The sequence below is a fragment of the Paenibacillus sp. MBLB1832 genome (assembly GCF_032271945.1).
In the GTDB taxonomy this organism is placed as follows: Bacteria; Bacillota; Bacilli; order Paenibacillales; family NBRC-103111; genus Paenibacillus_E; species Paenibacillus_E roseopurpureus.
Map to the genome: position 1 here is coordinate 4,713,718 of NZ_CP130319.1, position 26,350 is coordinate 4,740,067.

Below are 26,350 nucleotides of genomic sequence, written 5' to 3' on the forward strand. Positions count from 1 at the left end.
AACATCACCTGCTGAAAGGTGATTTTTCATCACTTCAGAGACTTCAAAGTGGGCTTGGAGTGCTGTAGTGATGTTTTTCAACACTATAGCTGTAGGGGAGGCATCTGTGGGGGACGGGGGCTTGGGGACTGCGTTGGTAGGTCGCAAACAAGCTACATTCGCACAACTGTCGCGTTGAGAGTGCCACTTTGGGAGGCTCGCAGCCACTTTACAAGTTATTCTCTTCCGAGCCTCCCATTTCGGGAGGCTCAGCCTGCAACGCAAAAAAGCCCCTCTATCTCCATAGAACTTTGAGTTAGAGGGACTCTCTATGATTTTAAGCAGTAGATTCTTCTTCTGAATTAGCAGCGGAATCCGTGCCTTCGAGGAAGAATTGGACGAGCTTCACGTGCTTTTTCAGTGATTTTTCATGAATCAGATTGATCTTGCCATTATCCAAAGAACCGAATACATAAATCAGTTCTTCGTTATCATGGGACCAATCGAAGCCTTCCAACAACTGCAAGCATTGCGTCCACTCCTCGTTGTATTCCCCATTCGGGAACAAGAAGCGGTTCGCATACAAGGCGATACTCTCTTGAATCACACGATTCGCGGAGGTATACTGTGCGAGCCCTGGTTGCTCCGGCATCATCGGAAGCAGCGTGTTAAAGAACTGGTGCAAAATTTCTACATAGGTCGAAGGGTCATGACGAATTTTGCGCTGCAGCTCATACGAAGGCTGCATTCTGCCAGAGAACAGCATTGTCGCAGTTGCATACAACCAGCTGAAACATGTAAAGTTGCGGTTAAAGGAGGTCAAATTACTTCTTTGCTCCACACCAGCCGCTTTCAGATACACATTGTGATCAACGACCTGCTGAATAACAAGGTTAAGCGGATCGATTGAGTCGAAAGAGTGACCAAGTTCTTTGCTCACCAGCTGAACCTTCGAGTTAATGTCACCGAACAGCTGCTGCTCTTCTTCTTCGGTAAGGCCGATATAGATTTGCACCGCCAGCTGCGTTTCCATCAAATCAAGACGTCTACCTTCCAGCTGATTAATCGTGCCCTCGGTATCTTCTACCTCTTGCTTAATATCGGCGTCATCGGCAAACTTCCGCTGCTTGATTTTGAGAATTGCCAGCTTTTTCTCGAAACGGCGAACTTCTTTCTGCATCTGATCATTCACATAGCCTAGGGCAAGAATACGATGCTGTCCATCAAGAATGGAAAGCTTCGAGCCGTGCCGCAGAACGAACTCTTTGGCACCTTTGGACAGCTGGTTCACTTCACGCAGCGATAGGGTAACAGGACCGAAGAAGACATGATCCAGTTCACGCTCCTGCAAATAAGTCGAAATCTTCCGGCGCTGCATGTTACTCAACTTCCGCTGGACCATCGGATCAATCATCGTATAGTTAAGAAGATCCTGAACGCGCAAAGCGACGGTCGCGAGACCGAACTTCTCGCAGAAAGGATGAATGGTCATTTTTAGGCGTAATCCTTCCATTAGCTCACATCCTCCTTATTCGCAAAACTTGCTTTATAAGCCTCGGCATCACTGATAAGGAAGGCATTCTGATCTTGATAGAAGCTCTTAATAAAGTTGTAGGCCTTCATGATCCGCGTCCGTCTAGGCAAGCGATCTTTCTCTTCGCCAGCATAAATGCCGTTCCAATCAATATGCGGTAAAATCCGCAGCGCATGCTCGAGGGCATAGCGGTTAAAGCTGCCCGTTTTGGTCGCTTCTTCATGCATGAACAAGGCCAATGCAATCTGAATGTTCTCTGACCATACGATTTCACCTTTCGCAGGCGGAGGCAAATGTGTCAGCAATCCATTGAAATAGGCGCCAGCCAAACCAATGAGCTCTTGTAAATCTTTGTCGGCATATTGGTAGCCGTTATTACGAGCTGCTGATTTCATTCGGCCTTCAAACAAGCCAACAAGAATCTCAATCAACAGGTGATAGGAGAACAAGTATTCAGGCGATTTCCCGCGCTCGGAGAACATATCGACAGTTAGCTTCTGCATTGCAGGCGCTTTGGCAGCGAGCTCTGTTGCAGCTACGTGATAGAAACGGCGTTGATCCCGAAGCACAGCAAGGTTGCCGCCAAGTTTCCGTGGAAGCTTATTGATGTCGGAGAACAATTGGCGTTCCTGGCGCGCATTAATGTCCAGATACGTCATTGTTGAAATCGGGAACGCATACAAACGGCGAAGCTTCTCTGTAATCTCTTCCATTTTGTCATATTCGCGGCGATCCTTCGCACGTGCCATTTGGCTCTGTAACGTTTCCATAATACGTTGGAAAGCAGCCAAACGATGCTGACCGTCGACAACGTAAAGTTTCTCAATCGGTTGAAGACGAAGGGCTTGATGCTCGTCATCATAGTACCCAGCGCCTCTCGCTGAGAAAATAATACCTGGGAAATAGATCGGCTGACGATCCTCTAAATATAAATTTACATAATCAATAAGCTTGGATAGATTACGCGGAATAATCGCACGTTGTACTTCTAAATCTACCTCAAAGATAGAAAATAGTTTGCTAATTGGTAAGGTAGCCGCGATTGTTGCTTGCCCAAACGTCTGTCCTAGAACCCCTGGAATCTCAACGAATGAGGAAGGCTTCTGATCAGCTAACAGTTCTGATAACGAAGAAATGGCATCCATATGTTTACCCCTTTCAACTATAAAATTTCTAAATTACATACGCAGACGCATGTCTCTTATTCTCCTATTTTTACCAACAAAACTCATTTTCATTCTAGGGAATGCAACCATTCTCCGATGCGCCTTGCTGCCTCCACTAAACGAGCCTTCTCTTGCACAAGCGCAATACGGACGAAGCCTTCCCCTTCTGCGCCAAACGCGTCACCAGGAATGACTACGACACCTGTCTGAAAAAGCATTTCCCGGGAAATTTGTCGAGACGTCCAACCTGCTGGTATGGGAGCCCAAATAAACATCGTTGCTTTCGGCGGCGTAATGACCCAGCCTGCTTCGTGCAAGGCCGAAATAAAAGCATTTCGCCTTTCCTCATAGATACCTGAGACAGAATGATCGTTCTCCATATCCTCCTCTAAAGCTGCAATACCAGCCGCCTGAACAGCACCAAAAACGCCGTAATCAATGTTCGATTTCAATGTTTTGAGTGCTTTAACCGCATCAGCATGCCCCGTGAGGAAAGCGATGCGACAGCCTGCCATATTGAAGCTTTTGGATAGGGAATGGAATTCAACGGCAACCTCCTTAGCGCCTTCAATTTCCAAAATGCTCATCGGCTTATATCCGTCAAAAGCCATTTCGGAATAGGCAAGATCGTGTACGATAAGCAACTCGTGTTTCTTGGCATAAGCGATCAAATGCTCGAAGAAAGCACGATCTGCAACAGCAGACAGCGGATTGCTTGGATAGTTTAGCAGGATGAATTTTGCCTTCGCAGCCACATCATCTGGGATGTCCTGTAAGCGGGGTAGAAATTGATTCTCTGCTCGCAATGGCAGCAGATACGGTTCAACGCCAGCAAGCACGAGACTTGCCGAATATATAGGGTAACCTGGATCAGGGACAATGGCAACATCCCCAGGATCACAAAGGGAAAGCGCTAAGTGAGCAAGACCATCTTGAGAACCCATTAACGTTAAAATTTCGGTTTCTGGGTTTAGTTCAACACCGAATCGATACTGATACCATTTGGCAACAGCTTCACGGAAGGCTAAGCTTCCCTCGGATGTCGGGTAACCATAATTGGCTGGGTTCTGTACAGCTTCCGTGATTGCAGCTAAAATGCGAGATGAAGGAGGAAGATCAGGACTTCCTATACCTAAATCTATGACGTCCACCCCTTGGTTCATAACCTCGCGCTTCCATTCTGCTACTTCGGAAAATATGGCTGAGCCTAGCTGCTGCAGCCGCCTTGATCCTGTAAATGTCATAGATTGCTTCCTCATTCTGTGATAGTTAAGATAGGATCCCGACTCCATGCACAAGTCTGATCATATAAAGTAAGAACAAAATTAGGGCTACATACGCAGCACCGAATTTCCATCTTGTTCTCGCAGGAACGTCATAATAGTGTTCTTGGATGCCTAGGGGCGTATATTCCACTTGGACATGCAGTCCCAAATAAAATCCATCCTCTTTTTCCAATCGATCGACTTTCACTAATTGAACTTTCCTAACGAGCGCCTGCACAGGCAGATAAGCTTGTCCCTCAAATCCAATCCCTTGCCATTCCATGACTAATGTTTGGCGGCCTGCCCCTGTACCTTGCAGCTCCGAATACGTCCTATAGTCCAAATCTCGCGTGTGGTTCTCTCCAGGGATCATGTAGCTTTGCTGCAACAAATGATTGGCTGGGAACTCAAATCGTGTTGCTACTGTAACGCGTTCTTCCTTGTGACGATATCTCACATATTTCTTGTACAAATCCCAGGCAAACATCGCCCAGATGATGAAGAAAATAACCTTACTCGAAAAATAACTATCGATGTACACAATGACGATGAGCCCGCCAATCAAACCAAGCAACCATAACCAACGTGTTACCGCCGTCGAAATTCTCCCCCCATCCAAGGGATGAATTGGCAGTAAATTAAATAGATTTAGATAAAATGCAGCATACGCAACTGATACGATCACGCCCGAATCCAAATATACACCGAGACCGAAGGCCGCAACGCCGCCTACGGTTCCCAAAATCGGCCCTCCAATGCCAATAAAAGCTTCTGTGACAGCATCCGTCGGATTCTTTTTCATTGTAATCAGGGCACCCAGAAAGGGTATAAATACAGGAGCCGAAACGGGAAGCCCTTTCATTTTGGCTGCAAGCACGTGACCCAGTTCATGAATGAGAATCATCACCACGATGCCAATTGCAAATGGCAGGGGAGCCAAGTACGCATAAGCCCAGATCGTAATGAACATAGAGATCACGGCGCCGCCTACTTTGCCAAATTTCAAAGCAGCCACAAGCAGCTTGCCTTGTGAGAGGAGGACGGCAAGGAAGCCGCCAATGGCTAATGGTGACTTTTTACGTGCAGGCTTCTGCTTGTCATCCATCTTTCCTCACCCTTTCGCCCAAACGTCCTCAAATACATCTTCCTTGAAGCCGAGGGTTACTTTATGTCCATCTGTTACAATGGGACGCTTAATTAACCTTCCGTTAGAGGCTAGCAAGGTCAGCATCTCCTCTTGCGTCATCGACGGCAGCTTGTCTTTCAAATTCATCTCTTTGTACACTTCGCCAGATGTATTAAAAAACTTCTTAATGCCAACACCGCTCAATGTCAGCAACTCCGCTAGTTCCGCAGATGAAGGCGGTGTTTCAAATAAAGGGACTTGATCCGTGATGTCTATATTATGAGCTTTGAGCCACTTTACTGTGCTGCGACATGTCCCGCATTTATCATAACCATACACTTTCACACCCATGTTGCCGTAACTCCTTTATGCGTTATGATGAAGGTAATAGAACTACTTAAAATTTTGGGCTAATTAACAAGGAAAGTCAAGCAAATGTAAATAAAAACCATCCAAAATGGCATGGTTTTTATTTTTTCACCCTCTATTCATTAGCCACTCCTCAAGTCGAGTCAAATCTTCAGGCAAAGGGGCACGATACTCCGTCCATTCCCGCGTTCCTGGATGCACAAAGCCCAGTTGATAAGCATGCAGCGCCTGCCGTTGCAAACAACCACTGGCCTCAAGTTCAGCTGCGAGTTCATCGTATTGGTCCAGCTTATACATTTTATCTCCAAGCAACGGATGACCTAAATGACGCATGTGCACACGTATCTGGTGCGTGCGTCCCGTTTCCAGCCAGATGCGAACGAGCGCCGCCTGCGAGAATTGCTGAGCGACCTCATAATGCGTAACCGCCGAATACCCATCTGGACGAACGATACGCACATGCGGTTGATCGGGATCACGGTCAATGGGCTCATTGATTGTTCCCCTTGGCGCTGCTACCGTTCCCCACACGAAGGCTAGGTACACTTTTTTCACAAGATGCTCGATCATCTGTTCCGAAATTTGCTGGTGAACATAAGGCGTCTTCGCGATCGCCAGGACACCTGAAGTTTCCTGATCGAGGCGATGCACAGGCCGGAAACGGCACGTAATGCCCGCTTGCTGCCAATGATACACAACGCCATTCGCAATCGTATTCGTATAATGGCCGTGTGTCGGATGAACGATGATCCCCGCATCCTTAGCGAGAATCAGCAGATGCTCGTCCTCGTGCAGAATATGAAGAGGGAGATCCTGAGGCAAAATGTCCTCAGACTGCTCCTCCTCCATGCGAATTTCGACACGGTCGCCAGCCTTGACTTTGATATTAATGTACTGCCTCTCCCCGTTTACCGTAATCCCTCGTTCGGTCAATTTGATACGGGATAACAGTTTGCGGGAAACCATCAATCTTTTTTGCAGCACCGTTTTCAGAATAAAGCCCTCTTCCTCTGGCGGCACTACATATACTAAAGGTTCATAATAGCTCATGATTTGCGTTTAAACACCTCGGCGCTGCGTACATACTCCACATCGGCAATTCCTTCACGGAAATTCGCTGTGCGGGCAATCGTAAAGAAGAAATCCGACAATCGATTGAGATAACGACGAACCTCTGGATTAATCTCCTGCGTGCGAGCCAGCGTGACGACTAGACGTTCAGCTCTTCGGCAGACGGTTCGACAGACGTGCAATGTGGATGAAACCGTCCCTCCTCCAGGCAAAATAAAACGCGTAATATCCGGCGTCTCCGCATCATATTTATCGATCCACGCCTCCAAGGCATCGACCATGTCCGCGGTTACCTTGTAAGGACGAAGCTCCGGCTTGAGAAGCGCCAGATCGGCTCCGCAATCGAACAATTCATGCTGCACTTGCAGTAGGTCTGGCAGTAGATCAGGGTATTTCTGCGGATCCATGAAGCTTATCGCTTGACCTACGAAACAATTCAGCTCATCCGTCGTACCGTAAGCTTCAACACGGTCGTCGTCTTTGTCAACACGACCTCCAATGACACCCGTTTGACCCTGATCGCCAGTTCGCGTATAGATTTTCATTGGAATTTCCCTCCTTTTTTCGTACGCATCTCAATTCGCATCATCTCATAGATTCGCTGCATATCCAGGTTTGCTCGTACATGCGCTGCCAAACGATCAAATGCGGCCTCACGGCGTTCCAGGAATCGAAGTCCCTGCGAAATCGGTAATAACCCTCTGTGCATGCGGATGTCATTCAACCAAGCTCTGCGAAAATCATCATTATGCAGAATCCCGTGAATGTAAGTGCCCCACACACGCCCGTCCTCAGACGCCGCCCCATCCGCGTGATGAGGGAGTCCATTTGCCACTTCTGTGATTTGAAAAGGTGCGCCACTTTCCTCTCTTACATGTGTACGCCCCATGTGGATTTCGTATCCCTTAATCGGAAGCGCTTCTCCAGCGTCGGCAAAAAGCGTACTAAACCCGTGCACGCGCACGGTTCGTTTATCCGCTGTAAAAACGGTAGCCGTCGGAAGCAGCCCCAAGCCTTGAAGCTCCTCATAATCCGATTCGTATCTACCAGGGTCGGATAAGGTTTCACCAAGCATTTGATACCCCGCACAAATCCCTATGACGAAGCCCTTCTCCGTTCGGGCAAAAGAATGAATGCGTTCCGCTAAGCCGGACTCGCGTAAATAAAGTAAATCCGCCATCGTATTCTTACTGCCTGGCAGCAACACCACATCAGGCTCACCCCATTCGGCAAGGTGCTCGATATAACGGAAATGAACATCGGGCTCCTCCTGCAGTGGATCGAAATCGGTGAAATTCGATAATCGAGGCAATCGCAGGACAGCAATATCCAATTGATCGGGATGCTTGCCATTGGGGGATGAAAACTTTTGGTTCTGTGCACGCTTACTATCCAGTGAAGCCGAATCTTCATCCTCAATACCCAATTGCGGCAAATACGGAATAACCCCAAGCACAGGCTTCCCCGTCCGCTCCTCGAGCCAATCAAGGCCGGGCTTCAGCAAGCTAACATCTCCGCGAAATTTATTAATAATAAAGCCCTGCACACGATCTCGTTCTTCCTGCGTCAGGATTTCTAGTGTGCCCACAATGGATGCGAACACACCGCCACGATCAATATCCGCCACAAGAAGGACAGGCGCATCGGCCCAGCCCGCAAGCCGCATATTGACGATGTCGCGATCCTTGAGATTGACTTCCGCTGGGCTCCCAGCACCTTCTAGAACAACAATTTCATGTTCGTTGCGCAAGCGTTCCAAAGCCTCTTTCACAATGCCTTCCGCTTGTGATAAATACGATTCGCGATATGTTCTGGCATCCAAATCAGCATAAGGCTTGCCATGCACAACCACTTGCGCCACCATGTCCTGCTTGGGCTTCAAGAGGATCGGGTTCATATCCGTCGTGGCGATAATACGGCAAGCATCAGCTTGTACACCTTGCGCTCTGCCAATCTCTTTGCCATCCCAAGTGATATACGAATTGAGAGACATATTTTGCGATTTAAAAGGTGCCGTCCGCCACCCATCCTCCACAAAAATACGGCAGAGCGCTGCCGTAAGAATACTTTTGCCTACATCCGAAGCTGTTCCTTGTATCATGAGGACGGACGATTTCGAAGCAGTATTATGCACGGGTCACACCTCCGTTCTTTGTGAATTGCTCGATGAACTGACGCAAGACAAGAAGCAACCGCTCGTTATCTGCTCTTAAGCGAATCGCGATACGACAATAGCGATCATCTAATCCTTCAAAAAGTGAAGCATCCCGAATTAAGATGCCTTGGTGCCCCATATAGCGCTGAGCATCTTTCACTGTTATCTGGAACGCTTCTGGGAACGAGAAAAGCAGAAAGTTCACTTCGCTAGGCACGACTTCCAAACCCAGTTGTCGCAGCTGCTCGATCAGCCAAGGCTTCTCCACGCGCAGCCAAGCTTTCGTGGATTGCTCGAATACTTCCTCCTCTACAACTGCTGAACCCATTCGCTGCGCGAGGTAATTGACACTCCACTGCACTTGCAGCTGACACATCCGTGCAATTAAGTCGGGATGAGCCACGATAAACCCTAGTCGAATACCTGGAATGGAATAAAACTTCGTCATCGAGCGAATCACCGTCAATTTAGGTGTCCTCGAAGCAAGCTGCAACATGGAATGCTCGCGCTCTTTGGGGACAAAATCCATAAACGCTTCATCCAGCACAAGGTGTCTATTGCTCTGCAGTAGGCCCTGAATGACCTGGGAAGGAAGCAATTTGCCTGTCGGATTATTCGGATGACCGAGGAAAAACAAATCTACATCCGCTAACCTCGCTTCGACGTCAGACCACTGTAATTCAAACTGATGTTGCGCAAATAACGGGATATTAACGATCCCACCGCCTGATTTATGTACGGCTTCCTCATACTCGCTAAATGACGGTCTAGCTAGTCCTGTAGTTGCAGGCTGCAGCACACGCACGATGAGATCAATCAGCTCCGCCGCCCCATTACCAACGAGAATACTCGCTGGATCAATGTCATACTTGGCCGCCAGCTTCTGCGTCAATTCACGTACAACAGGGTCTGGATATTTGACGATGTCACGCCAACTCTCTTGCAGAATCTGCTTCACTACCTCTGGCGGGCCCAGCGGATTCATGTTGGAGCTATAATCGAGAAATTGCTCCTTCGGCCGCCCAAAGGCCTCCTCAGCGGTCCACAAGTCCCCGCCATGGCCGTATCGTTCTAACATCAGGGTCTCCTCCTTTCTTAATGGAGTTAGGACGGTTACAAGAAATGAATCAGCGTGAACAACAGCGCTGTCTCTATGAGTTCATTCAGAGCGCCATAGGTATCGCCTGTAAGCCCGCCTAATTTACTGCTAATATAAGCAGCTAGGCCAATTCCACAGAGTAAAGTCACTGCTAAGAAGCCAAGGACTGTGCTCCAGAGTGCAGCGTTATCCGAGCCCAATGCAAGCATATAAAGCATAGTTGCAATTAGAGCTAATAATAGAGAAGTAACGACATAGCCTCCCGTTACCCCACGGAACAAACTCCCCAATCCAGAACTCGGTCTGGCATATGGCCAATGACGAATAGCAGCTACCATGAACCAACGGCTCCATATCGGTACGATGGCTACCAGCAGCAGTTGACTGTGCTGCCCTGATTTGGCCGTATCAAGCATCGTATATAAGAGAGAGCATTTCAACATGAGCTGCAACACGCAAACGATCACACCCATCGCGCCCACGCGACTGTCTTTCATGATTTCAAGCATTTGCTCGCGAGGCCGATGACTCAGAATCCCATCCGCCGTATCCATGAGACCATCCAAGTGAAGCCCCCCCGTGAGCACGACCCACAAGCCGAGCAGCAGGACTGCGCCTGGCATGGCAGGAACCGCATAAGCCACTCCGACTCCCGCCAACTGTAGAAGCACACCGATCACGAAACCGACCAGCGGGTACCACACCGTGCTTCGCTGGAATACCCGCTCCGTATAGTCAATCTGGAACGGCAGCGGTAAACGGGTCAAAAATTGAAAAGCGGCCAGGCCGGCACGCAGCCAGTCTAGCCCAATACGAAGATGACGCACAGGAGTCCTCCCATCATGATGAAACTGACGCCGTAGAGCATTCTCACGGCGTAGACAATGTCCTGCTGCGTTCGCGGACGCAGCGGCCAGCCCAAGCGGGCGCGCTCACTCGCAGCGCCTCCGTAGCTGTTCAGCCCGCCAAGCTCGATCCCGAGTGCCCCGGCAACCGCCGACTCGGGTATCCCGCTGTTCGGGCTGGGGTGTAGATGCGCGAAGCGGCGTATCGCTGCCGCAGCGCGCCCAGCTGAGCAGCCCGGCGTGAGCAGGGCTGTCAGGACGAGCAGGGCGCCGGTCAGGCGCGCCGGCAGCCAGTTCATGACGTCGTCCCAGCGGGCCGACGCCCAGCCGAAATGACGGTATCTGTCATTTCGGTAACCGACCATCGAATCCAGCGTATTCGATGCGCGGTACAACATCGCGAGCGGCGAACCGCCGAGCAGCGCGTAGATCAAGGGCGCGACGACCGCGTCCACGATGTTCTCCGCGACCGTCTCCACGACGGCTCGCGTCAGCTCTGCCTCGGGCAGATGCGCGGTATCCCGGCCTACGATGTAGCCGGTGTACTTGCGAGCATCTGCGAGGTTGCCTGTGCGCAGCGGACGGTAGACGAGGTACGCGGCGTCTTTCAAGCCCTTGATCGCCACCGTGGTGGCGATCAGCCAGGTGGATACCGCATACCCCAACCAGGGGTGAATGCGGTGTGCAGTCGACACAAACAAGAGGACGATGCCGAAACTGAGCGCAACGGTAGATATCGTCAGCACGACTCCCTTCCACTTCACCCACCTCGGGTTCGCAGCCACGCTAGTGACGTCGCCGTTTTTTCCCGGATGCAGCTTATGTTCCATCCAACGAATCCAACGACCGATCCAAATCACGGGATGAGTTGGCCATTTCGGATCGCCAATCAGCCAGTCCAACATAATGGCTGCAGCCGTCATACTTACTATTTCCAGCGGGCTATACAGCCACATCGGCGTTCACCCAACTATTTTTACATAAGCCCATCTCTTCGCCCAACCTATCTATGTCTCAAATACGTAAGCTCTGCTTTTTAATTCAACTGGAATCCCCACGGTCACGAGGAAAACCTCCTCACAAACCGCAGCGAGCCGTTGATTCATACGACCCGCCAAATCTCGGAACTGTCGACCAAGCGGATATTCCGGCACAATGCCGTCGCCCACTTCGTTCGTCACCAAGATGACTTGTCCAGGGTGGGAAGCTACCGCTTGCACAAGCTCATCAATGCGCTTGCCGACATGCTCAGCCGCATAGCTGGAAGCTTCGTAGTACAATAGCCAATTCGTAAGCCATAGTGTTAGGCAGTCCACCAACACAACAGCCCCTTCACCGCTCTCCTGTAGCTTGTTAAGCTCATCCACCAGCGCATACGGCTCCTCCCGCGTTTCCCAAGGGAAACCCGCCTGCAGCCTCATCTGCTGGTGCAGTCCCACCCGCTCCTTCATTTCCTCATCTTCGGCAAGACAGGTCGCGATGTAAATTCCGCGCTGATTGCGATGCATCGCCAGCTTCTCAGCGAAAGAGCTCTTTCCGCTGCGCGCGCCGCCTGTAACCAATACCGCCATGACATCCGCCACCTTCTCTTCTACTAACTCGAGCGCTTCTATCGCCGTGCAGTCGCTGTTAGTCGATAAATTCGACTAACTCGAGCGCTTCTATCGCCATGCGGGAGCTAATCCCCTCTTACGCTCTTCATCTTACCCGCGCGACACGCCGGCACTGTCGAATGTCGCCATCTCTCTCATGATCTTGCCTGCAGCATCGATCAAGTTAAACACAAGCACTGCGCCCGTGCCTTCGCCCAACCGCATATCCATCTGCAGCATCGCTTTGAGGCCAAGCGACTCCAGGAGCTTCGCATGCCCTTGCTCCTGCGACAAGTGCGAGGCGAGCATGTAGGACGCGCTTAGCGGAGCTAATCGGCTCGCCACGAGCGCTGCTGTCGACGAGATGAAGCCGTCGACGACAACCGGGCAGCGGTGCTTCGCCGCGCCAAGAATCACCCCAACCAGTCCGGCGATCTCCAATCCGCCGACTTTACTCAACACTTCAAGCCCATACGCAGCGCTTGTCTCTCCACCCTCGGCGCGCAGACCGTTCACGTTCAGCGCCTTCGTAACGACCGATTGCTTATGCAGCCATGTCGCATCGTCTATCCCTGTGCCACGGCCCACGGCCTGGCCAGCTTCCAAGCCCGTCAACGCGCATAGGATCGCAGCGCTTGCTGTTGTATTGCCGATCCCCATTTCGCCTGTGGCGAAAAGTCGATAGCCTTTTTCAACCAAATCATCCACGATCCGCACACCTGCTAGAATTGCATCCACCGTCTCATCCAGAGATAGCGCAGCCTCTCGTGCCATATTGCGCGTGCCCTTGCGAACTTTGCATGAGACCAGATTCGGATGCTCCAAATCCGCATTCACGCCGATATCCACACACACGACATCCGCTCCCGCATGTCGGGCAAGTACATTGACAGCAGCGCCGCCAGATAAGAAGTTAAGCACCATCTGAGGCGTTACTTCCGCTGGGAAGGCAGAAATGCCTTCTTCACACACACCATGGTCGCCTGCCATAACAATCACGGCTTTTTTCGATAAGTCCGGCATCACTTCACCCGTAATACCCGCGACTTGTCGTGCAATATCCTCTAACTTGCCTAAACTTCCCTGCGGCTTCGTCAATTGGTTTAAATGATCATTTGCTTGTCCTACGATCTCCGCATGGAGCGGTTCAATCGCTTGAAGCAAAGCTTCTAATCTATTCATTTTTCATGCCTCCGTTTATGAGGTAGCTCAAAAAGTCGTATTTGACCACGAAGCAATCCAAGAATTCAATTCGACATCGAATCTTGCGTTCACCTTGGAAGTCCGGTACTCATGTAGGTTTGCCTACACTCCGTTCCTCTTCGTCCCATTCTCGCAACCTTCTCGGTGCTGAAAACCCGACTTTTTGAACACGCACATTATGTGTTATTTTCCAGGTTGTAATAATATCTGCGGTACATCTGTAACAGGATGTTTCAACACAATCGGTTCTGTCCCGTACACATGAGCAATCAGGTCACTCTTCATGATCTCCTCAGGTGTGCCAATAGCGGCAACACGCCCCTCATGGATGATCATCAAACGCGTGCAATACTGCGCCGCCAAATTCAGATCATGCAGGACAGCCACTACCGTCAGCTCCGCTTCCTGCTGCCAGCTTCGGATATAGTCCATCATTTGGACTTGATAGCCGATATCGAGGAAGGTCGTCGGCTCATCCAGCATGAGCAAACTCGGCTGCTGGGCCATCACTTTAGCTAGTGCAACGCGCTGCCGTTCGCCACCGCTCAACCGCTCAATCGTTCGATGGACGAGCGCTTCCAGTTCTAATTTTGCCACAATTGCCTCAATAAGTCTCTCTGCATTTTCCAGATCTCCGCCTAGCCAGCTTTGAAAAGGGAACCGCCCCATCTCGATCACTTCGCGAACCGTGAACCCGACAGGCGGAAGAGCGTCTTGTTGAAGAACGGCGAGCCATTTGGCCAGCTCTTTGCGAGAGTAAGAGCCCACTTTTTTCCCTTTCAAAAGCACACGGCCATCGTTCACAGGATCCATGCCGGAAAGCAAGCGAAGCAGGGTAGACTTGCCGCTGCCATTCGGACCAATAATGCCAAAAAACTCCCCATGCGCCACCTCAAAACTAATCTGGTCTAACACACTCTGATCGTGAAAACGGCGGGAGAGCCCCTCTACTTGTATCATCGACATCAACCTCTTAACGTTTTCTTATCCTTGTGAAGCAGATAGGCGAAAAACGGGGCACCCAGGAAAGCCGTGATGACACCCAGTGGAATTTCCGTCGGACTGAGTAACGTTCGGGCGATCGTATCCGCCCATAAGACATAAATTCCCCCGCCAATGGCGGAAAGCGGAATGATCAAGCGATAGTCGGGCCCCACGATCAGTCGTATCAAATGGGGAACGATTAATCCTACGAAGCCAATAACGCCAGCCACCGATACAGCTGAAGCTGTTATCAACGTCGCCGTAGTGAGAACGATCAGTTTCGTGCGTTCTACATGCACGCCTAGATGTGCGGCTTGACGCTCCCCGAGCGCTAACAAATTTAACGACCTCGCATAGCCCATTAAAATGATCATCCCGACGGCAAGATAAGGCATAATCATGTACACATACGACCATCCTCGCAGTGCAAGGCTGCCCATCAACCAGAAAATAATCTCATTAATCACTTGGTTGGAAATCGATACGAGGAACGAAACGAACGCTCCTAGAAAAGCCTGCATGACGACTCCAGATAAGATCAACGTTTCCATTTTGAGCTTTCCATCAATGAGTGCCAATTTTAATACTAAAAATAAAGAAATAGCTCCTGTCGCGAAGGCCACAATAGGAATGGACCACTGGCCGAACCAAGCGAATTGGAGTCCGAAATAGATGAGGATGGCCGCCCCCACCGATGCCCCCGAGGAAACCCCTAAGGAATAAGGATCAGCGAGCGGATTGCGAAGCACGCCTTGGAAGGCTGCCCCTGCAATTGAAAGCGAAGCGCCGACAAGAATTCCTAGCAGTACGCGCGGAATACGCACTTTATTCAAAATTTGCTCTGATGATTGCGGCCAGCTCATCTCGATATGACTGCTTACACCTGGAATATGTTTCCCCAGAATGCCCACAATGTCGGCGATCGGCAGATTTGCTGTTCCTATCGATAAACTCACCACAATAGAAAGAAGAAGGAGTATGACTCCTACTCCTCCCCCAACGATTAGTTTTCTTTTCATTATTTCACCAATTCAGGATAGATTCCTTTCGCCATTTCCACCAATCCGTCTGTTAATCTTGGCCCTGGACGGCTGAGCAGGTTCTGATCTAACCCAATTACACGTTTATTTTTCACAGCGTCGATTGCATCCCAACCGCCGCGCGTACGAATGATGTCTTCTAGCGGTTTCTTCGTTTTTGAATCAATAATTCCGTTCCCAAACAAGATCACACTTGGATTTTGTTGAATAATCTTCTCTTCACTGATTTCGTACCAGCCTTCTTTATCCGCAGCCACATTCACGCCGCCGGAAAGCTTGATCAGCTCATCCATGAACACGCCGCTTCCAACTGTCCAACCTGGGGCAAATTCGATGTACACTTTTTTCTTATTCTCTTGCTTCACGTCTTTCACAGCATCAACAACCTTTTGACGGTCCGCTTTCATTTTGCTAACGACCTTGTCCGCTTGCTCCTGATGATCGGTAATTTGACCGAACGTTTGAATATTGGTGATGGCATCATCTAACGTTTTCGGATCTACTTTGAACACATTAATGTTCAGCGCGCGAAGCTTCTCAACCGATTCCGCATTCATCGAAACGCCCGTAATGACTAGATTTGCATTGGACGCAATGACAGCCTCTACATTCGGTTTCACAATGCTGCCCAGCTTCGGTTTCGATTTAGCCGCTTCTGGGTAGTCATCATAATCCGAAACACCCACGATGTTGGACTCTAAACCGATCGCGAATAGCGCTTCTGTCTCCGCCGGCGATACGGATGCGATCTTCTCAGGCGCTTTGTCAAATGTAAATTCTTTCCCCGTTGCATCCTTCACTTTCAAAGGATACGTTGTTTTCTTCACTGCGACTGGTGTTGCCGATGCCGTCGATACTGGCGCTTTGGTCGATCCTCCGCCAAGCTTTGATGGATCTGAGATTTCTGCTTCTTTCTTGGCGCATGCGGACAACGAAACTGCTGTTGCAAGCGCTAGTGTTGCTACTAATCCTTTGGTGACCCACTTTTGTTTCATGATGGAACCCTTCTTTCCGCTCTTTTTGATGTAGATTGATTCCAACAAAAAAGCCCCCCTGTTCACAAGGAACGAGAGGGACGATAAATCGCGGTATTGGGCAACAAATGAACATGAGTTGCTTCCTGATTTAACGCGACCCTTTCCTCGAAGGATGTCGTAAACGGCACCATAGGCAGGTATCCTGACTCTCCAGCCAAGCGCTTGGCTGAATTACAGTGGCGGGACCGTGCTGGACTCTAACCAGCTTCCCTTTTAACTAATAGACTCCATACTGAAATCTATCAGCACCTACGGCTGCAAATTATACTATCAATCTAATTGTCGATTATAGACGTTCTCTTACTTTTGTGCAATGATTTTCAACACTTGCTTAGCCTCGTCCATTTTGGGAGCATTCTGCGGAATGAAAGCGTAGAGACCTTTGCCCTCAAAACCTTGCTCCTTCATCCATTTGTTCCCTGCAAGCGGAATGCCGTACAAATGCTTCTGAGCTGCCTTGCCCTCTTCTTTGATTTCGATGACACCGTCTGGATAATCTGCTGGATTTATCACATCATCAAGAGATACGAACCCCGCTTGGTTACTCAATCCCTTGAACTGCTCTTCGCCAAGGATGAAAATGCCATTCCCGCCAGCAGCAAGCTCCACAATCATTTTCTCTAGTGAAAAAATAGGTGATGTATTCAGCTTTACAGTAGGAATTTCGCCAACCTTTGATTTAAGAGAAACCTCCAGCTTCTGTGCCGCATCACTTGGGAAACCATTCGGCCCCATCATAAATACGGAAACATCTGCTTTAGGACCACCGCAAGCTGTCAGCGTCAGCATCATGCCGAGCATCACAACCAATAACCATTTCGCCTTCATATACAGTAATTCCCTCCGTTGTACGCTCACGACCCGATAGTCGCCAGAAAAGCCGGTTTTCACCGACTTTTCTTTCCTGACGTCATATATTCATTTATTTTCTGATCCAGCATTGTACTTAATTCAACGACTGCATCGGATGTCATTTCTCGACCTTCCATGACCATCTGTTCCATTTTGCGTCTTAACGTATGAATCTCTTCCTCGAGAATCGACAGGGTATTGGGCTTCTTGGCATTTTTGGATAACCAACGTTTGCCGAAATCTTGCTCGCGAATCTGAAACTGCTTTTGAAAGCTAGTTAGCTGATATTCCATAAAAGCCATGGGCTCATCCCTCCTTACTCTAAGAATACCAGTTTTTGTGTTCTATGAACATATCATTTTAGAACGAATCTTATAATTTCCTTAAAAATTTTCCAATTCTTTCTAAGGCTTCGCTCAACTGTGAAACACTATAGGCGTAAGAGCAACGCAGGAAGCCCTCTCCACCTAATCCGAACACATCACCAGGCACAGCAGCGACCTTGGCTTCAAACAGCAACCGCTGAGCGAATTCTTCCGAAGTTAACCCCGTTGCCACAATGCTTGGAAATGCGTAGAAAGCGCCTTGCGGTTCATGGCATTGGAGCCCGATCTCGCGAAATCCTTTGACGACAAGACGGCGCCGTTGATTGTAGGATTCGATCATGCGATCCTTCTCTTCCAGCCCATTCGTCAATGCTTCATGAGCGGCCACTTGCCCCATAACAGGTGCACACATGACCGTGTATTGGTGAATTTTGGTCATCGCCGAGATCAGCTCCTGATGCCCACATGCGTATCCCATTCTCCAGCCCGTCATGGCAAAAGCTTTGGAGAAGCCGCTCACGAGAATGGTCCGATCCTTCATGCCAGGAATAGCCGCGAAGCTCACATGCTTCTGACCGTAGGTCAGCTCTGCATAGATTTCATCAGAGATGACGATCAAGTCCTTCTCTTCGACGACTTTAGCAATCGGCAACCAATCTTCATAGCTCATAGTTCCGCCAGTCGGATTGCTCGGATAGCAAAGAATGAGCACTTTAGAGCGCGGTGTGATTGCATCGCGAAGCGCTTTCTCGGTGAGCTTGAACTGATCTTTTGCGAACGTTTCGATGCCCACAGGCACGCCGCCGCTGAGACTTGTGATCGGTGAGTACGAAATGTAGCACGGCTCAGGGATCAAAATTTCATCCCCCGGTGTAATCAAGGAACGCAGCGCTAAATCGATCGCCTCGCTGCCGCCAACGGTGACTAGCACTTCATTCGATGGTTCATATTTCACTTTGAAAGACGTATATAAATAATTCGCGATCGCTTCGCGAAGTTCTGGAATACCAGAGTTCGGTGTATATTTGGTTCTTCCGCGCTCCAAGGAATGCACAGCAGCTTCACGCACATGCCACGGGGTAGAGAAATCAGGCTCGCCTACACCAAGCGAAATAATATCATCCTTGCTGTTGTTAACCAGATCGAAAAACTTCCGAATACCCGAAGGCTTCATTTCGCGCACGGCAGGAGCGAGGTAATTTTGCATAGATTTGTTGCTCGGTTGAATCGTAGTTTCGTCCTTGATCATGATGTTCCCTCTCCCTTACGGCGAAACAAGCATCCGGTGATCGTCTTCCTGATCCTCGAAAATAATGCCGTCTTGTTTGTATTTTTTCAAAATGAAGTTCGTTTTCGTAGAAAGCACGCGATCGATCGGCGAAAGCTTATTCGAAACAAATGAAGCGACCTGCTTTAATGAGCTGCCTTCAATCTCAACAAGCAAATCGTAAGCGCCTGACATGAGATAAACCGATTTCACTTCTGGATATAAATAGATCCGTTCCGCAATCGCATCAAATCCGCGTCCGCGTTCCGGCGTAATTTGCACTTCAATTAGGGCGGTAACCTTCTCGTCATCCACTTTACTCCAGTTCACGACTGTCGCGTATTTGACGATGACCTTATCCGCTTCCATCTCGCTGATCGCTCGCGCCACTTCGTCCTCCGCCGTTCCTAACATGGTGGCGATCAGACTCGCGCTCCTGCGGGCGTCTTCCTTTAGTAAATCGAGAATTTTAAGCTTCAAAGTATCCATGGTTAAACCTACCTTTCTGAAATATGTTTCGTTCATCCTTCCATCTTACAATGAATCCATGTCCCAATTCAATTACTGCGTGCGGAAGTTCCAGCAGAATATTTGGCTATAGGCGAAAATTCCGCCCCTGCCATTGAAAAAAGCCACAAGAGATGTAAGAACATCTCCTGTGACTTTCCAGCTGTCTCAATCAAAAAGATTCATGCTGAGATACCGCTCACCTGTATCTGGCGCTATGCAGAGTACGCGTTTTCCCGCGCCAAGCTTCCTTGCCACTTGCATGCCAGTCCAAACGGAAGCACCTGCGGACGGGCCTACAAGGATACCTTCTCGACTTGCCAAATCCCGCATCGTCCCAATCGCATCCTCATCGGACACCTGTACAATTTCATCGTAGATGCCTGTATTTAAAATAGCCGGAACAAAACCTGGGCTTGTCCCTACCAGCTTATGCGGTCCTGGGCTTCCCCCTGATAAGACAGGCGAGCCCTTCGGTTCTACAACATAGATTTGAATATCAGACAAATGCTCTCTGAGTACTTCGCCCGTCCCCGTAATGGTCCCGCCTGTGCCTGACGTTGCAACGAAGGCATCTAACCGCCCTTCCATTTGTTCAAGGATTTCAATCGCTGTCGTGACTCTGTGGATGTTCGGATTTGCTGGGTTTTCGAATTGCTGTGGGATGAAGCTGCCTGGGATACGGTCACGCAACTCGATCGCCTTCGCAATCGCTCCAGGCATCCGCTGTGCTGCTGGCGTTAGCACTACTTCGGCTCCGTAAGCTTTGAGTATATTAATGCGCTCTTTGCTCATATTGTCCGGCATAATGAGAATCGCTTTATACCCTTTGGCAGCTGCATTCATGGCCAGCCCAATCCCAGTATTTCCGCTAGTCGGCTCTATGATAGTCGCCCCGGGCTGAAGATGGCCTGCTTTTTCGGCTTCCTGAATGAGATTGAACGCAGCCCTGTCCTTTACGCTTCCGCTCGGATTGAAGTACTCCAATTTCACATATAATTCCGCCGCATTTTCATCCAATAAGCGATTTATTCTTACAACAGGCGTATCCCCGATAAGTTCGGTGATGCTGTTCACCATTTTTTTCGACATGGGGTTCCCCCTCCTCTTCCTGCCATTGCTGCTAACTACATTGTTATCGGGATGCTCCATATCTGTCAAGATTGGGATGCAGGCAGCTGATTTCTGATAAAGCACCAGGAGAAGAAGGTCGAGCTTCCGATCACCAACAACAGCACATTGATGACAAGCGGTTCCTTACTCCAAGAAATCACACAAATGAATAGCAGCACGCCGCAGACTCGTCCTAGATTCAAGGATAACTCACGGAGCACAATAAATTCCTCTCGCTGCTTTGCACTCTCCTCATCAGAGCCAATGAGATCGAACACAACGGAAATCATCGGGATGGAATACATCGGGAAGAAGAGCGCGGATCCAAGACCGAATATTAACAACGTCATATATGACATTTTCCAGAAAAAAGGTAAAATCACCAGCACAACCATGACCGAACCGATGAGCATGCTTCTTCTCCGAAAAGCTGGCCGAATGAACCGACCTGCTGCCCAGAACGAAACTAACGCCACCGAAGATGTTATTAATGCAAAGTTGCCTAAGCTCGCTTCACTTGATGTCGAGATATACACGAGCAATCCAATCATGAAGCCAAACACACCTTCACGAATCCCTTGAAAAGCAAGTGCCAAGCTTACAGCTTTCCACGGCGTATGCGGTTGCCTTAGAACACGGAGGGGAAGCAGCCAGGCATAGTTTCCGCTTACTTTTCGTTTTTTCAGAAAAAAACTGATCACAACACCTAATACAAAAATCCCTAATGAGATGGAAAAAATCAGCCGATAACCCGCTCGATCCCCTAAGCTTACAATGAGCATACCAGAGATCCAAGGGGCAATAATGCCAGCTCCCGCGCCTAGTAGGCCAACCCATCCGTTGAATCGATCCCGATTATCAGGATCCGTGACTTCGAAGTATACCACGTTAAATGCAAGCCAGAAAAAGCCCACCGAGATGCCTTGAACGAGTCCAAGCCATACAAAATAATGGACACTGCTGGTGCCCATCCATAGAACCAACATATAGAAGCAAGCCGAAACGGAAACGCCAATGCGGAGGCAATTCATTTTATTGTGTTCTTTCACCCATTTTCCTGCCAACCAAAACGTAATGGCCATCGTCAAATGAGTGGTCAACGTAAACCAACCAATCAATGTGAAATCGTTCTTCGCCTTCCATAAGTACACACCAACGAACGTGCCTGACAGTGCATTCGCACCGCCGAAAAGCGCATGAACAATAAGCAAAAGAATCGCTTGGGCATCCAGCTTTCCCTTGCTTTTCGTCATTTCCTGCATATTCCTCCTCCTGTTTCAATGGATTTTGGCTTTTGTTAAGCTTCCCCATTCCAGTGAAAATATGAGGGCCTCGTACGCAAAAAAAAAAACCGAATCCCTTGGACTCGGTTCTCTCATCAACATATTTATTCGGATTTAATACGCTCGACCATCAACAAACGATCCGTATCAGAAAGCACTTTTTCTACTCGGAAACAGGATGGACAAATATAGACATCCGATGTAAAAGGGCCCGTTAAGAACGCATTTCCTAAGTTCTTAGGAATGATTGGTGTGAACGAAGCTTCACTTGTTACTTCCATTCCAGCATGCAACATAAATTCATGACAGCTCGAGCATTCCGGCGCTTCTTCCTGTTCGTCCGTCAACTGCTGAACCTTCTCGCCATATTTATCAAGCGGCTCATCGGAATCATCCCAAGCGGATGCTAAATCCTCATCGGATTCCGCATATTCCTGCTCATTAAAGCGCAGCTTTTGCCCCGTTTGTTTCACTTTCAAATCGATGCTCCGATAATCGATTAATTCATTAAAACAATGTGGACATTCGTCCTCAGGTCCAATCTCGGGATCCCAAACGATCTCCGTTTGGCACCATGGACATACGACTTCTTCATTGCCACTCATTGCGTAAACCCCCACCTACTTGCAATTATGCATATTTCCATACATAATAAACCCCCGCCGCGACAAACACAAGTGCAATCGCAAACAAGGTTCCCCACAGGTACTTCATCGTTTAAGCCTCCAACATTATGTAAAATACGACTACACCTAGGTTACACATGCTCCAACCACATAGGATAAGGAGACCGATAACGTTAAAGACAAGAAGCCAACGGCACGATTATCCTTCTTAATTTCTTCATCAATTTTGAAATAAGGTGTAAGGAATTCAAAAATAAAATAAGCAACTAATAGCAACAGGAAGCCATAGCCTGCCCAAATGAGAGAGTGAATCATCGTGTCGTTGTTTAGAATGGCAAATCGGAACAAGTTGCAAATCCCAAAAATTTTACCGCCCGTGGCCATAGCAACCGACAAATTACCTTTTTTGATTTCGGCCCAATCATCATATTTCGTAACCAGCTCGAAGATCGTTAGAAAGACGACTAGCGCGACTAAAGCAACGGCAAAAAATGCGAGCGTTGATAAATACGGGTTACCTAACAAAACATCCACCTCTTCGTTCATATCGTCTCCTGCCTTCCTTTACACAAGTAGAGACTGAGTAGGACTCAGTCTCTCGCAGGTACAACTAGTATATCATTAGGATTGTTTTTTTTCAGCAAGCTTCGCACGCATAGCGGCCAACTCATCATCGATCCCGCTGCTGCTTGCCCCTAAGCTGTCCAGCTCATCATCCAAGCTGCGGTTTTTGGCGCGGATTTCTCCGCTCGCTTGAGCTTCCGCCTCCATTTGAAGAACTTTTTCACTCATACGGTCAAAACCTTTAGCCGCGTTATCCGTACCAAAGCCGGACATCGCTTGGTTGATTTGTTTCTGTGCCTTCGCTGTTTCAGCACGCGCAACCAATAAATCTTTTTTGTTTTTCATTTTGGAGAATTCATCTTTCATCTCCGTCAATTGAGCGCGAAGTTGATCCGCGTTCGTTTTAGCCATATCGTACTGACGTTTCAATTCATCATAACGAGTTTGGTGTTCTTTCTTATCTTCCAGCGCGCGGCGAGCCAAATCTTCATTACCAGCTTCAAGAGCTTTCATCGCCTGCTCTGTACGCTTTGTAACCATTTCTTCTGATTCTTCAACTTGCAGCTTGAATTTCTTCTCAATCGCGATTTGCTTCGCTACTGCAGATTCAGCTTCCAAAATATCTTCTTCCATATCACGTAAAAATTGATTCAGCATTTTAACTGGATCTTCTGCTTTATCCAGCAAATCATTAATTGAAGCCATAGTCATATCCCGAAGTCTTTTGAAAATTCCCATTCTAAAATTCCTCCTAAGGTTTAATACTCTTTTATATCTATTTCATACGCAGCACCAAAGAATGAGTTTCAAAAAGCTTGAAAATTTTATATGCTATTTCAATTCAACGACCGTAACCCCAGCTCCACCTTCATTGTAATTGCCCATACGGTAGCTTTTCACGTGCTTATGGCGACGAAGATAATCTTGCATCCCCGTACGCAGCACACCTGTACCTTTGCCATGAATAAGGTAGACTTGCCCAAAATTACTTAAGAACGATTCGTCCAGGAATCGATCTGCCTCAATCATGGCTTCTTCCATATTCATACCACGCATATCTAACTCCATTTTGACATTATCATCACGGGTTCGTTTTACGGTTGTCGCTGTTTTCTGAGGTTGTTTCGCTTGTGGTGCATTGCCTGTCTTCTCTAAATTGGAAAGAGCCACCTTCATCTTCATAATGCCTAATTGGACATTGGCTTCCGTTGTTCCCACAAGCTCAACAACATGCCCCTTCTGACCGAGCGAAATGACCCGTACCTCATCACCGGCTTCAATCTGCTCTGGCCGCTTCTTCAAAGCGCGCACTTGCTTACTGCGCAGCTCAGGTGTCGCCTGATCCAATCGGCGTTTTGCTTCGACTAAGCGGTGGTCCTTGACGCCGCCAGCTTCTTCCAACGCCATACGGCGCAGCTCGGCTATGACTTCGTCTGCTTCGCGTCGCGCTTTAAGAACCGCTTCGCGTGCATCACGCTCTGCCTTCTCCAGCAGCTTGTCGCGCTGCTCGTCGAACTTCTGCTGCTGCGCTTCCAACGACTTCCGCACGGCTTCTGCCTCTTTGCGCAATTGCTCAGCAGCAAGTCGCTCCGACTCTGCAATGAGTCGGTTTTCTTCCAGTGAAGCAATCATCGACTCAACGCGTTGATCTTCCTCACCAACCTGCGCACGGGCGTGCTCAATGATGCGCCGCGACAGTCCCAGACGCTCAGCAATTGCAAAAGCGTTACTGCGACCAGGCACCCCAACCAACAAGCGATACGTGGGACTAAGCGTTTGAATGTCAAATTCCATACTCGCATTAATCGTCCCCTGCTTCTGGTAAGCATAGGCTTTCAGCTCAGAATAGTGCGTAGTTGCAATAATTCGACAACCTATTTGATGGATATAGTCCAAAATGGAGATCGCTAAAGCCGAACCTTCCGCTGGATCGGTTCCTGCTCCAAGTTCATCTAGCAGCACTAAGCTCTTCGGGGTCATGTCACGTAAAATACTTATAATATTCGTCATATGACTAGAGAATGTACTTAAATTTTGCTCAATGCTTTGTTCGTCGCCAATATCTGCAAAGATGGCATCAAACACACAAAGCTGCGTGCCTTCTTCCGCTGGGACGAACAATCCAGACATTGCCATCAAACTCAGAAGTCCCACCGTTTTAAGCGAAACGGTCTTTCCTCCTGTGTTTGGGCCTGTCACAATTATCTGGGAATAATCATTCCCCAGCTCCAAATCTAACGGCACAACAGAATCAGCTGCGATGAGCGGGTGTCTGCCTCGTTTTATTTTGATGAAACCACGATCATTAAGTCGAGGCATCGTCGCTTTTAATTCCCTAGCCAAACCTGCTTTGGCAAACGTGAAATCAAGTTCCGCTAGCAGATTAACATCCTCAACTAGCAGTTCCACCTGCTCTGCTACCAGAGCAGTTAATGCCTGCAGGATCTTCTCAATCTCAGCTTCTTCCTTGAACTTAAGCTCACGAATCTTATTGTTTAATTGTACGATGGCATCTGGCTCGATATATAGCGTTGCACCTGAAGCAGATTGATCGTGAATCATTCCGCCAAAACTTGAACGATATTCCGACTTCACTGGAATAACAAAACGGTCATTTCGAATCGTAATCAAAACATCCTGCAGCATTTTTTGCACAGAGGAATTACGAATCATTTGTTCTAGTCGTTCGCGAACTCTGCTTTCGCCTGAGCGAAGCTCACTGCGAACTCGCCCCAGTTCAGGACTTGCTCCGTCCACAACGACGGCATTTTCATCAATGCAACTGTTGATCTTATCTTCTAATTGTTTGTTTTCAGTCAATAATTCAACTTGTGATTTCAGCATCGGGATGGCATATTCATCGTGAACAGCAAGTACAAATCGCTTCAATCTACGCGTTCCAAACATCGTCGTTGAAATATCGAGTAGTTCCGTAGGATTCAACATCCCGCCAATTCGAGCGCGATGCAGGGAGGCACGGATATCGCGAATTCCACCGAAAGGAGCATTCCCCTTCAGCCTTTCAACGTTAACAGCTTCATCGGTCGCTTGTAAACGCAGCTTAACAAGCTCGAAATCACCTTTGGGTTCAAGCTTCTCCGCGGCATCCTTCCCCAACGAAGTTGAGGCATGATGAGCAACCTTATGTAAAATTTTCTCGTATTCTAAAGTTTTTATAATTTTAGGATTCAACGTTTCCAACCTCTTTTCTCTACCCTATATTATAAACCAAATGGAATGGGATTAGCTACGGAGACAATGATTATATGGAAGATACTTCCCACCATAAATATCTCAAACTTGGATACACTATGTTGTGCATCTAATCCTCTGCCAAAGGGTATTGC

General features: G+C 48.6%; 26 protein-coding genes and 1 riboswitch. All 26 genes read right to left on the reverse strand.

Features of this window, described 5'->3' with window-relative positions:
• Positions 1–316 precede the first annotated feature (316 nt).
• Complete coding sequence (locus MJB10_RS21130) at positions 317–1,492, reverse strand: DNA sulfur modification protein DndB (RefSeq protein WP_314798051.1); 1,176 nt, start codon at positions 1,490–1,492, stop codon at positions 317–319.
• Positions 1,492–2,658, reverse strand: a complete 1,167-nt coding sequence (locus MJB10_RS21135; RefSeq protein ID WP_314798054.1) for a DNA sulfur modification protein DndB — start codon at positions 2,656–2,658, stop codon at positions 1,492–1,494. The genes MJB10_RS21130 and MJB10_RS21135 overlap by 1 nt, the downstream gene beginning before the upstream one ends.
• 89 nt (positions 2,659–2,747) lie before the next feature.
• A complete protein-coding gene (locus MJB10_RS21140; RefSeq protein ID WP_314798056.1) occupies positions 2,748–3,923 on the reverse strand; it encodes an aminotransferase class I/II-fold pyridoxal phosphate-dependent enzyme in 1,176 nt (391 codons plus the stop codon).
• Positions 3,924–3,948: 25 nt separating this feature from the next.
• Positions 3,949–5,049: a site-2 protease family protein gene (locus tag MJB10_RS21145; protein ID WP_314798058.1), complete on the reverse strand. Its 1,101-nt coding sequence runs from the start codon at positions 5,047–5,049 to the stop codon at positions 3,949–3,951.
• Between the two features lie 6 nt (positions 5,050–5,055).
• Positions 5,056–5,421 (reverse strand): arsenate reductase family protein, encoded by a 366-nt coding sequence (locus tag MJB10_RS21150; protein WP_314798060.1) that lies wholly within the window; start codon positions 5,419–5,421, stop codon positions 5,056–5,058.
• A gap of 126 nt (positions 5,422–5,547) precedes the next feature.
• On the reverse strand, positions 5,548–6,489 hold the full coding sequence (locus MJB10_RS21155; RefSeq protein ID WP_314798062.1) for an RluA family pseudouridine synthase: 942 nt from the start codon (positions 6,487–6,489) through the stop codon (positions 5,548–5,550).
• Entirely contained in the window at positions 6,486–7,055 is a 570-nt protein-coding gene (locus MJB10_RS21160; RefSeq protein ID WP_314798065.1) for a cob(I)yrinic acid a,c-diamide adenosyltransferase, read from the reverse strand. The genes MJB10_RS21155 and MJB10_RS21160 overlap by 4 nt, the downstream gene beginning before the upstream one ends.
• Positions 7,052–8,644: a cobyric acid synthase gene (locus MJB10_RS21165; RefSeq protein ID WP_314798068.1), complete on the reverse strand. Its 1,593-nt coding sequence runs from the start codon at positions 8,642–8,644 to the stop codon at positions 7,052–7,054. Before MJB10_RS21165 ends, MJB10_RS21160 begins: the two co-directional genes overlap by 4 nt.
• Positions 8,637–9,743, reverse strand: a complete 1,107-nt coding sequence (gene cobD, locus MJB10_RS21170; protein WP_314798070.1) for a threonine-phosphate decarboxylase CobD — start codon at positions 9,741–9,743, stop codon at positions 8,637–8,639. Before cobD ends, MJB10_RS21165 begins: the two co-directional genes overlap by 8 nt.
• A 35-nt stretch (positions 9,744–9,778) precedes the next feature.
• Positions 9,779–10,591: an adenosylcobinamide-GDP ribazoletransferase gene (gene cobS, locus MJB10_RS21175; RefSeq protein WP_314798072.1), complete on the reverse strand. Its 813-nt coding sequence runs from the start codon at positions 10,589–10,591 to the stop codon at positions 9,779–9,781.
• Positions 10,567–11,565 (reverse strand): adenosylcobinamide-phosphate synthase CbiB, encoded by a 999-nt coding sequence (gene cbiB, locus MJB10_RS21180; RefSeq protein ID WP_314798075.1) that lies wholly within the window; start codon positions 11,563–11,565, stop codon positions 10,567–10,569. Before cbiB ends, cobS begins: the two co-directional genes overlap by 25 nt.
• A 51-nt stretch (positions 11,566–11,616) precedes the next feature.
• Entirely contained in the window at positions 11,617–12,180 is a 564-nt protein-coding gene (gene cobU / locus MJB10_RS21185) for a bifunctional adenosylcobinamide kinase/adenosylcobinamide-phosphate guanylyltransferase (protein WP_314798078.1), read from the reverse strand.
• Positions 12,181–12,312: 132 nt separating this feature from the next.
• Positions 12,313–13,383 carry a nicotinate-nucleotide--dimethylbenzimidazole phosphoribosyltransferase gene (gene cobT / locus MJB10_RS21190; protein WP_314798080.1) on the reverse strand — a complete coding sequence of 357 codons (1,071 nt, stop codon included), beginning with the start codon at positions 13,381–13,383 and terminating at the stop codon, positions 12,313–12,315.
• Positions 13,384–13,587: 204 nt separating this feature from the next.
• Positions 13,588–14,364, reverse strand: a complete 777-nt coding sequence (locus MJB10_RS21195; RefSeq protein ID WP_314798083.1) for a heme ABC transporter ATP-binding protein — start codon at positions 14,362–14,364, stop codon at positions 13,588–13,590.
• A gap of 5 nt (positions 14,365–14,369) precedes the next feature.
• Positions 14,370–15,407 carry a FecCD family ABC transporter permease gene (locus MJB10_RS21200; protein ID WP_314798085.1) on the reverse strand — a complete coding sequence of 346 codons (1,038 nt, stop codon included), beginning with the start codon at positions 15,405–15,407 and terminating at the stop codon, positions 14,370–14,372.
• Positions 15,407–16,423 (reverse strand): ABC transporter substrate-binding protein, encoded by a 1,017-nt coding sequence (locus MJB10_RS21205; protein WP_314798088.1) that lies wholly within the window; start codon positions 16,421–16,423, stop codon positions 15,407–15,409. Before MJB10_RS21205 ends, MJB10_RS21200 begins: the two co-directional genes overlap by 1 nt.
• 157 nt (positions 16,424–16,580) lie before the next feature.
• A riboswitch (cobalamin riboswitch) is annotated at positions 16,581–16,733 on the reverse strand.
• 32 nt (positions 16,734–16,765) lie between these two features.
• Positions 16,766–17,356 (reverse strand): hypothetical protein, encoded by a 591-nt coding sequence (locus MJB10_RS21210; RefSeq protein WP_314798090.1) that lies wholly within the window; start codon positions 17,354–17,356, stop codon positions 16,766–16,768.
• Complete coding sequence (locus tag MJB10_RS21215; RefSeq protein WP_314798092.1) at positions 17,353–17,619, reverse strand: aspartyl-phosphate phosphatase Spo0E family protein; 267 nt, start codon at positions 17,617–17,619, stop codon at positions 17,353–17,355. The genes MJB10_RS21210 and MJB10_RS21215 overlap by 4 nt, the downstream gene beginning before the upstream one ends.
• Positions 17,620–17,689: 70 nt before the next feature.
• Complete coding sequence (locus MJB10_RS21220) at positions 17,690–18,892, reverse strand: aminotransferase class I/II-fold pyridoxal phosphate-dependent enzyme (RefSeq protein ID WP_314798094.1); 1,203 nt, start codon at positions 18,890–18,892, stop codon at positions 17,690–17,692.
• 15 nt (positions 18,893–18,907) lie between these two features.
• Positions 18,908–19,399, reverse strand: coding sequence for an Lrp/AsnC family transcriptional regulator (locus tag MJB10_RS21225; protein ID WP_314798096.1), 492 nt, complete (start codon positions 19,397–19,399; stop codon positions 18,908–18,910).
• Between the two features lie 186 nt (positions 19,400–19,585).
• A complete protein-coding gene (gene cysK / locus MJB10_RS21230; RefSeq protein ID WP_314798099.1) occupies positions 19,586–20,509 on the reverse strand; it encodes a cysteine synthase A in 924 nt (307 codons plus the stop codon).
• Positions 20,510–20,574: 65 nt separating this feature from the next.
• Positions 20,575–21,783, reverse strand: coding sequence for an MFS transporter (locus tag MJB10_RS21235; protein WP_314798102.1), 1,209 nt, complete (start codon positions 21,781–21,783; stop codon positions 20,575–20,577).
• A gap of 134 nt (positions 21,784–21,917) precedes the next feature.
• Entirely contained in the window at positions 21,918–22,418 is a 501-nt protein-coding gene (locus MJB10_RS21240) for a hypothetical protein (RefSeq protein WP_314798105.1), read from the reverse strand.
• Positions 22,419–22,565: 147 nt separating this feature from the next.
• Positions 22,566–22,985, reverse strand: coding sequence for a DUF350 domain-containing protein (locus MJB10_RS21245; RefSeq protein WP_314798108.1), 420 nt, complete (start codon positions 22,983–22,985; stop codon positions 22,566–22,568).
• Between the two features lie 75 nt (positions 22,986–23,060).
• A complete protein-coding gene (locus MJB10_RS21250; protein WP_314798110.1) occupies positions 23,061–23,741 on the reverse strand; it encodes a PspA/IM30 family protein in 681 nt (226 codons plus the stop codon).
• A 93-nt stretch (positions 23,742–23,834) separates the two neighbouring features.
• Complete coding sequence (locus tag MJB10_RS21255) at positions 23,835–26,195, reverse strand: endonuclease MutS2 (RefSeq protein WP_314798113.1); 2,361 nt, start codon at positions 26,193–26,195, stop codon at positions 23,835–23,837.
• Positions 26,196–26,350 lie beyond the last annotated feature (155 nt).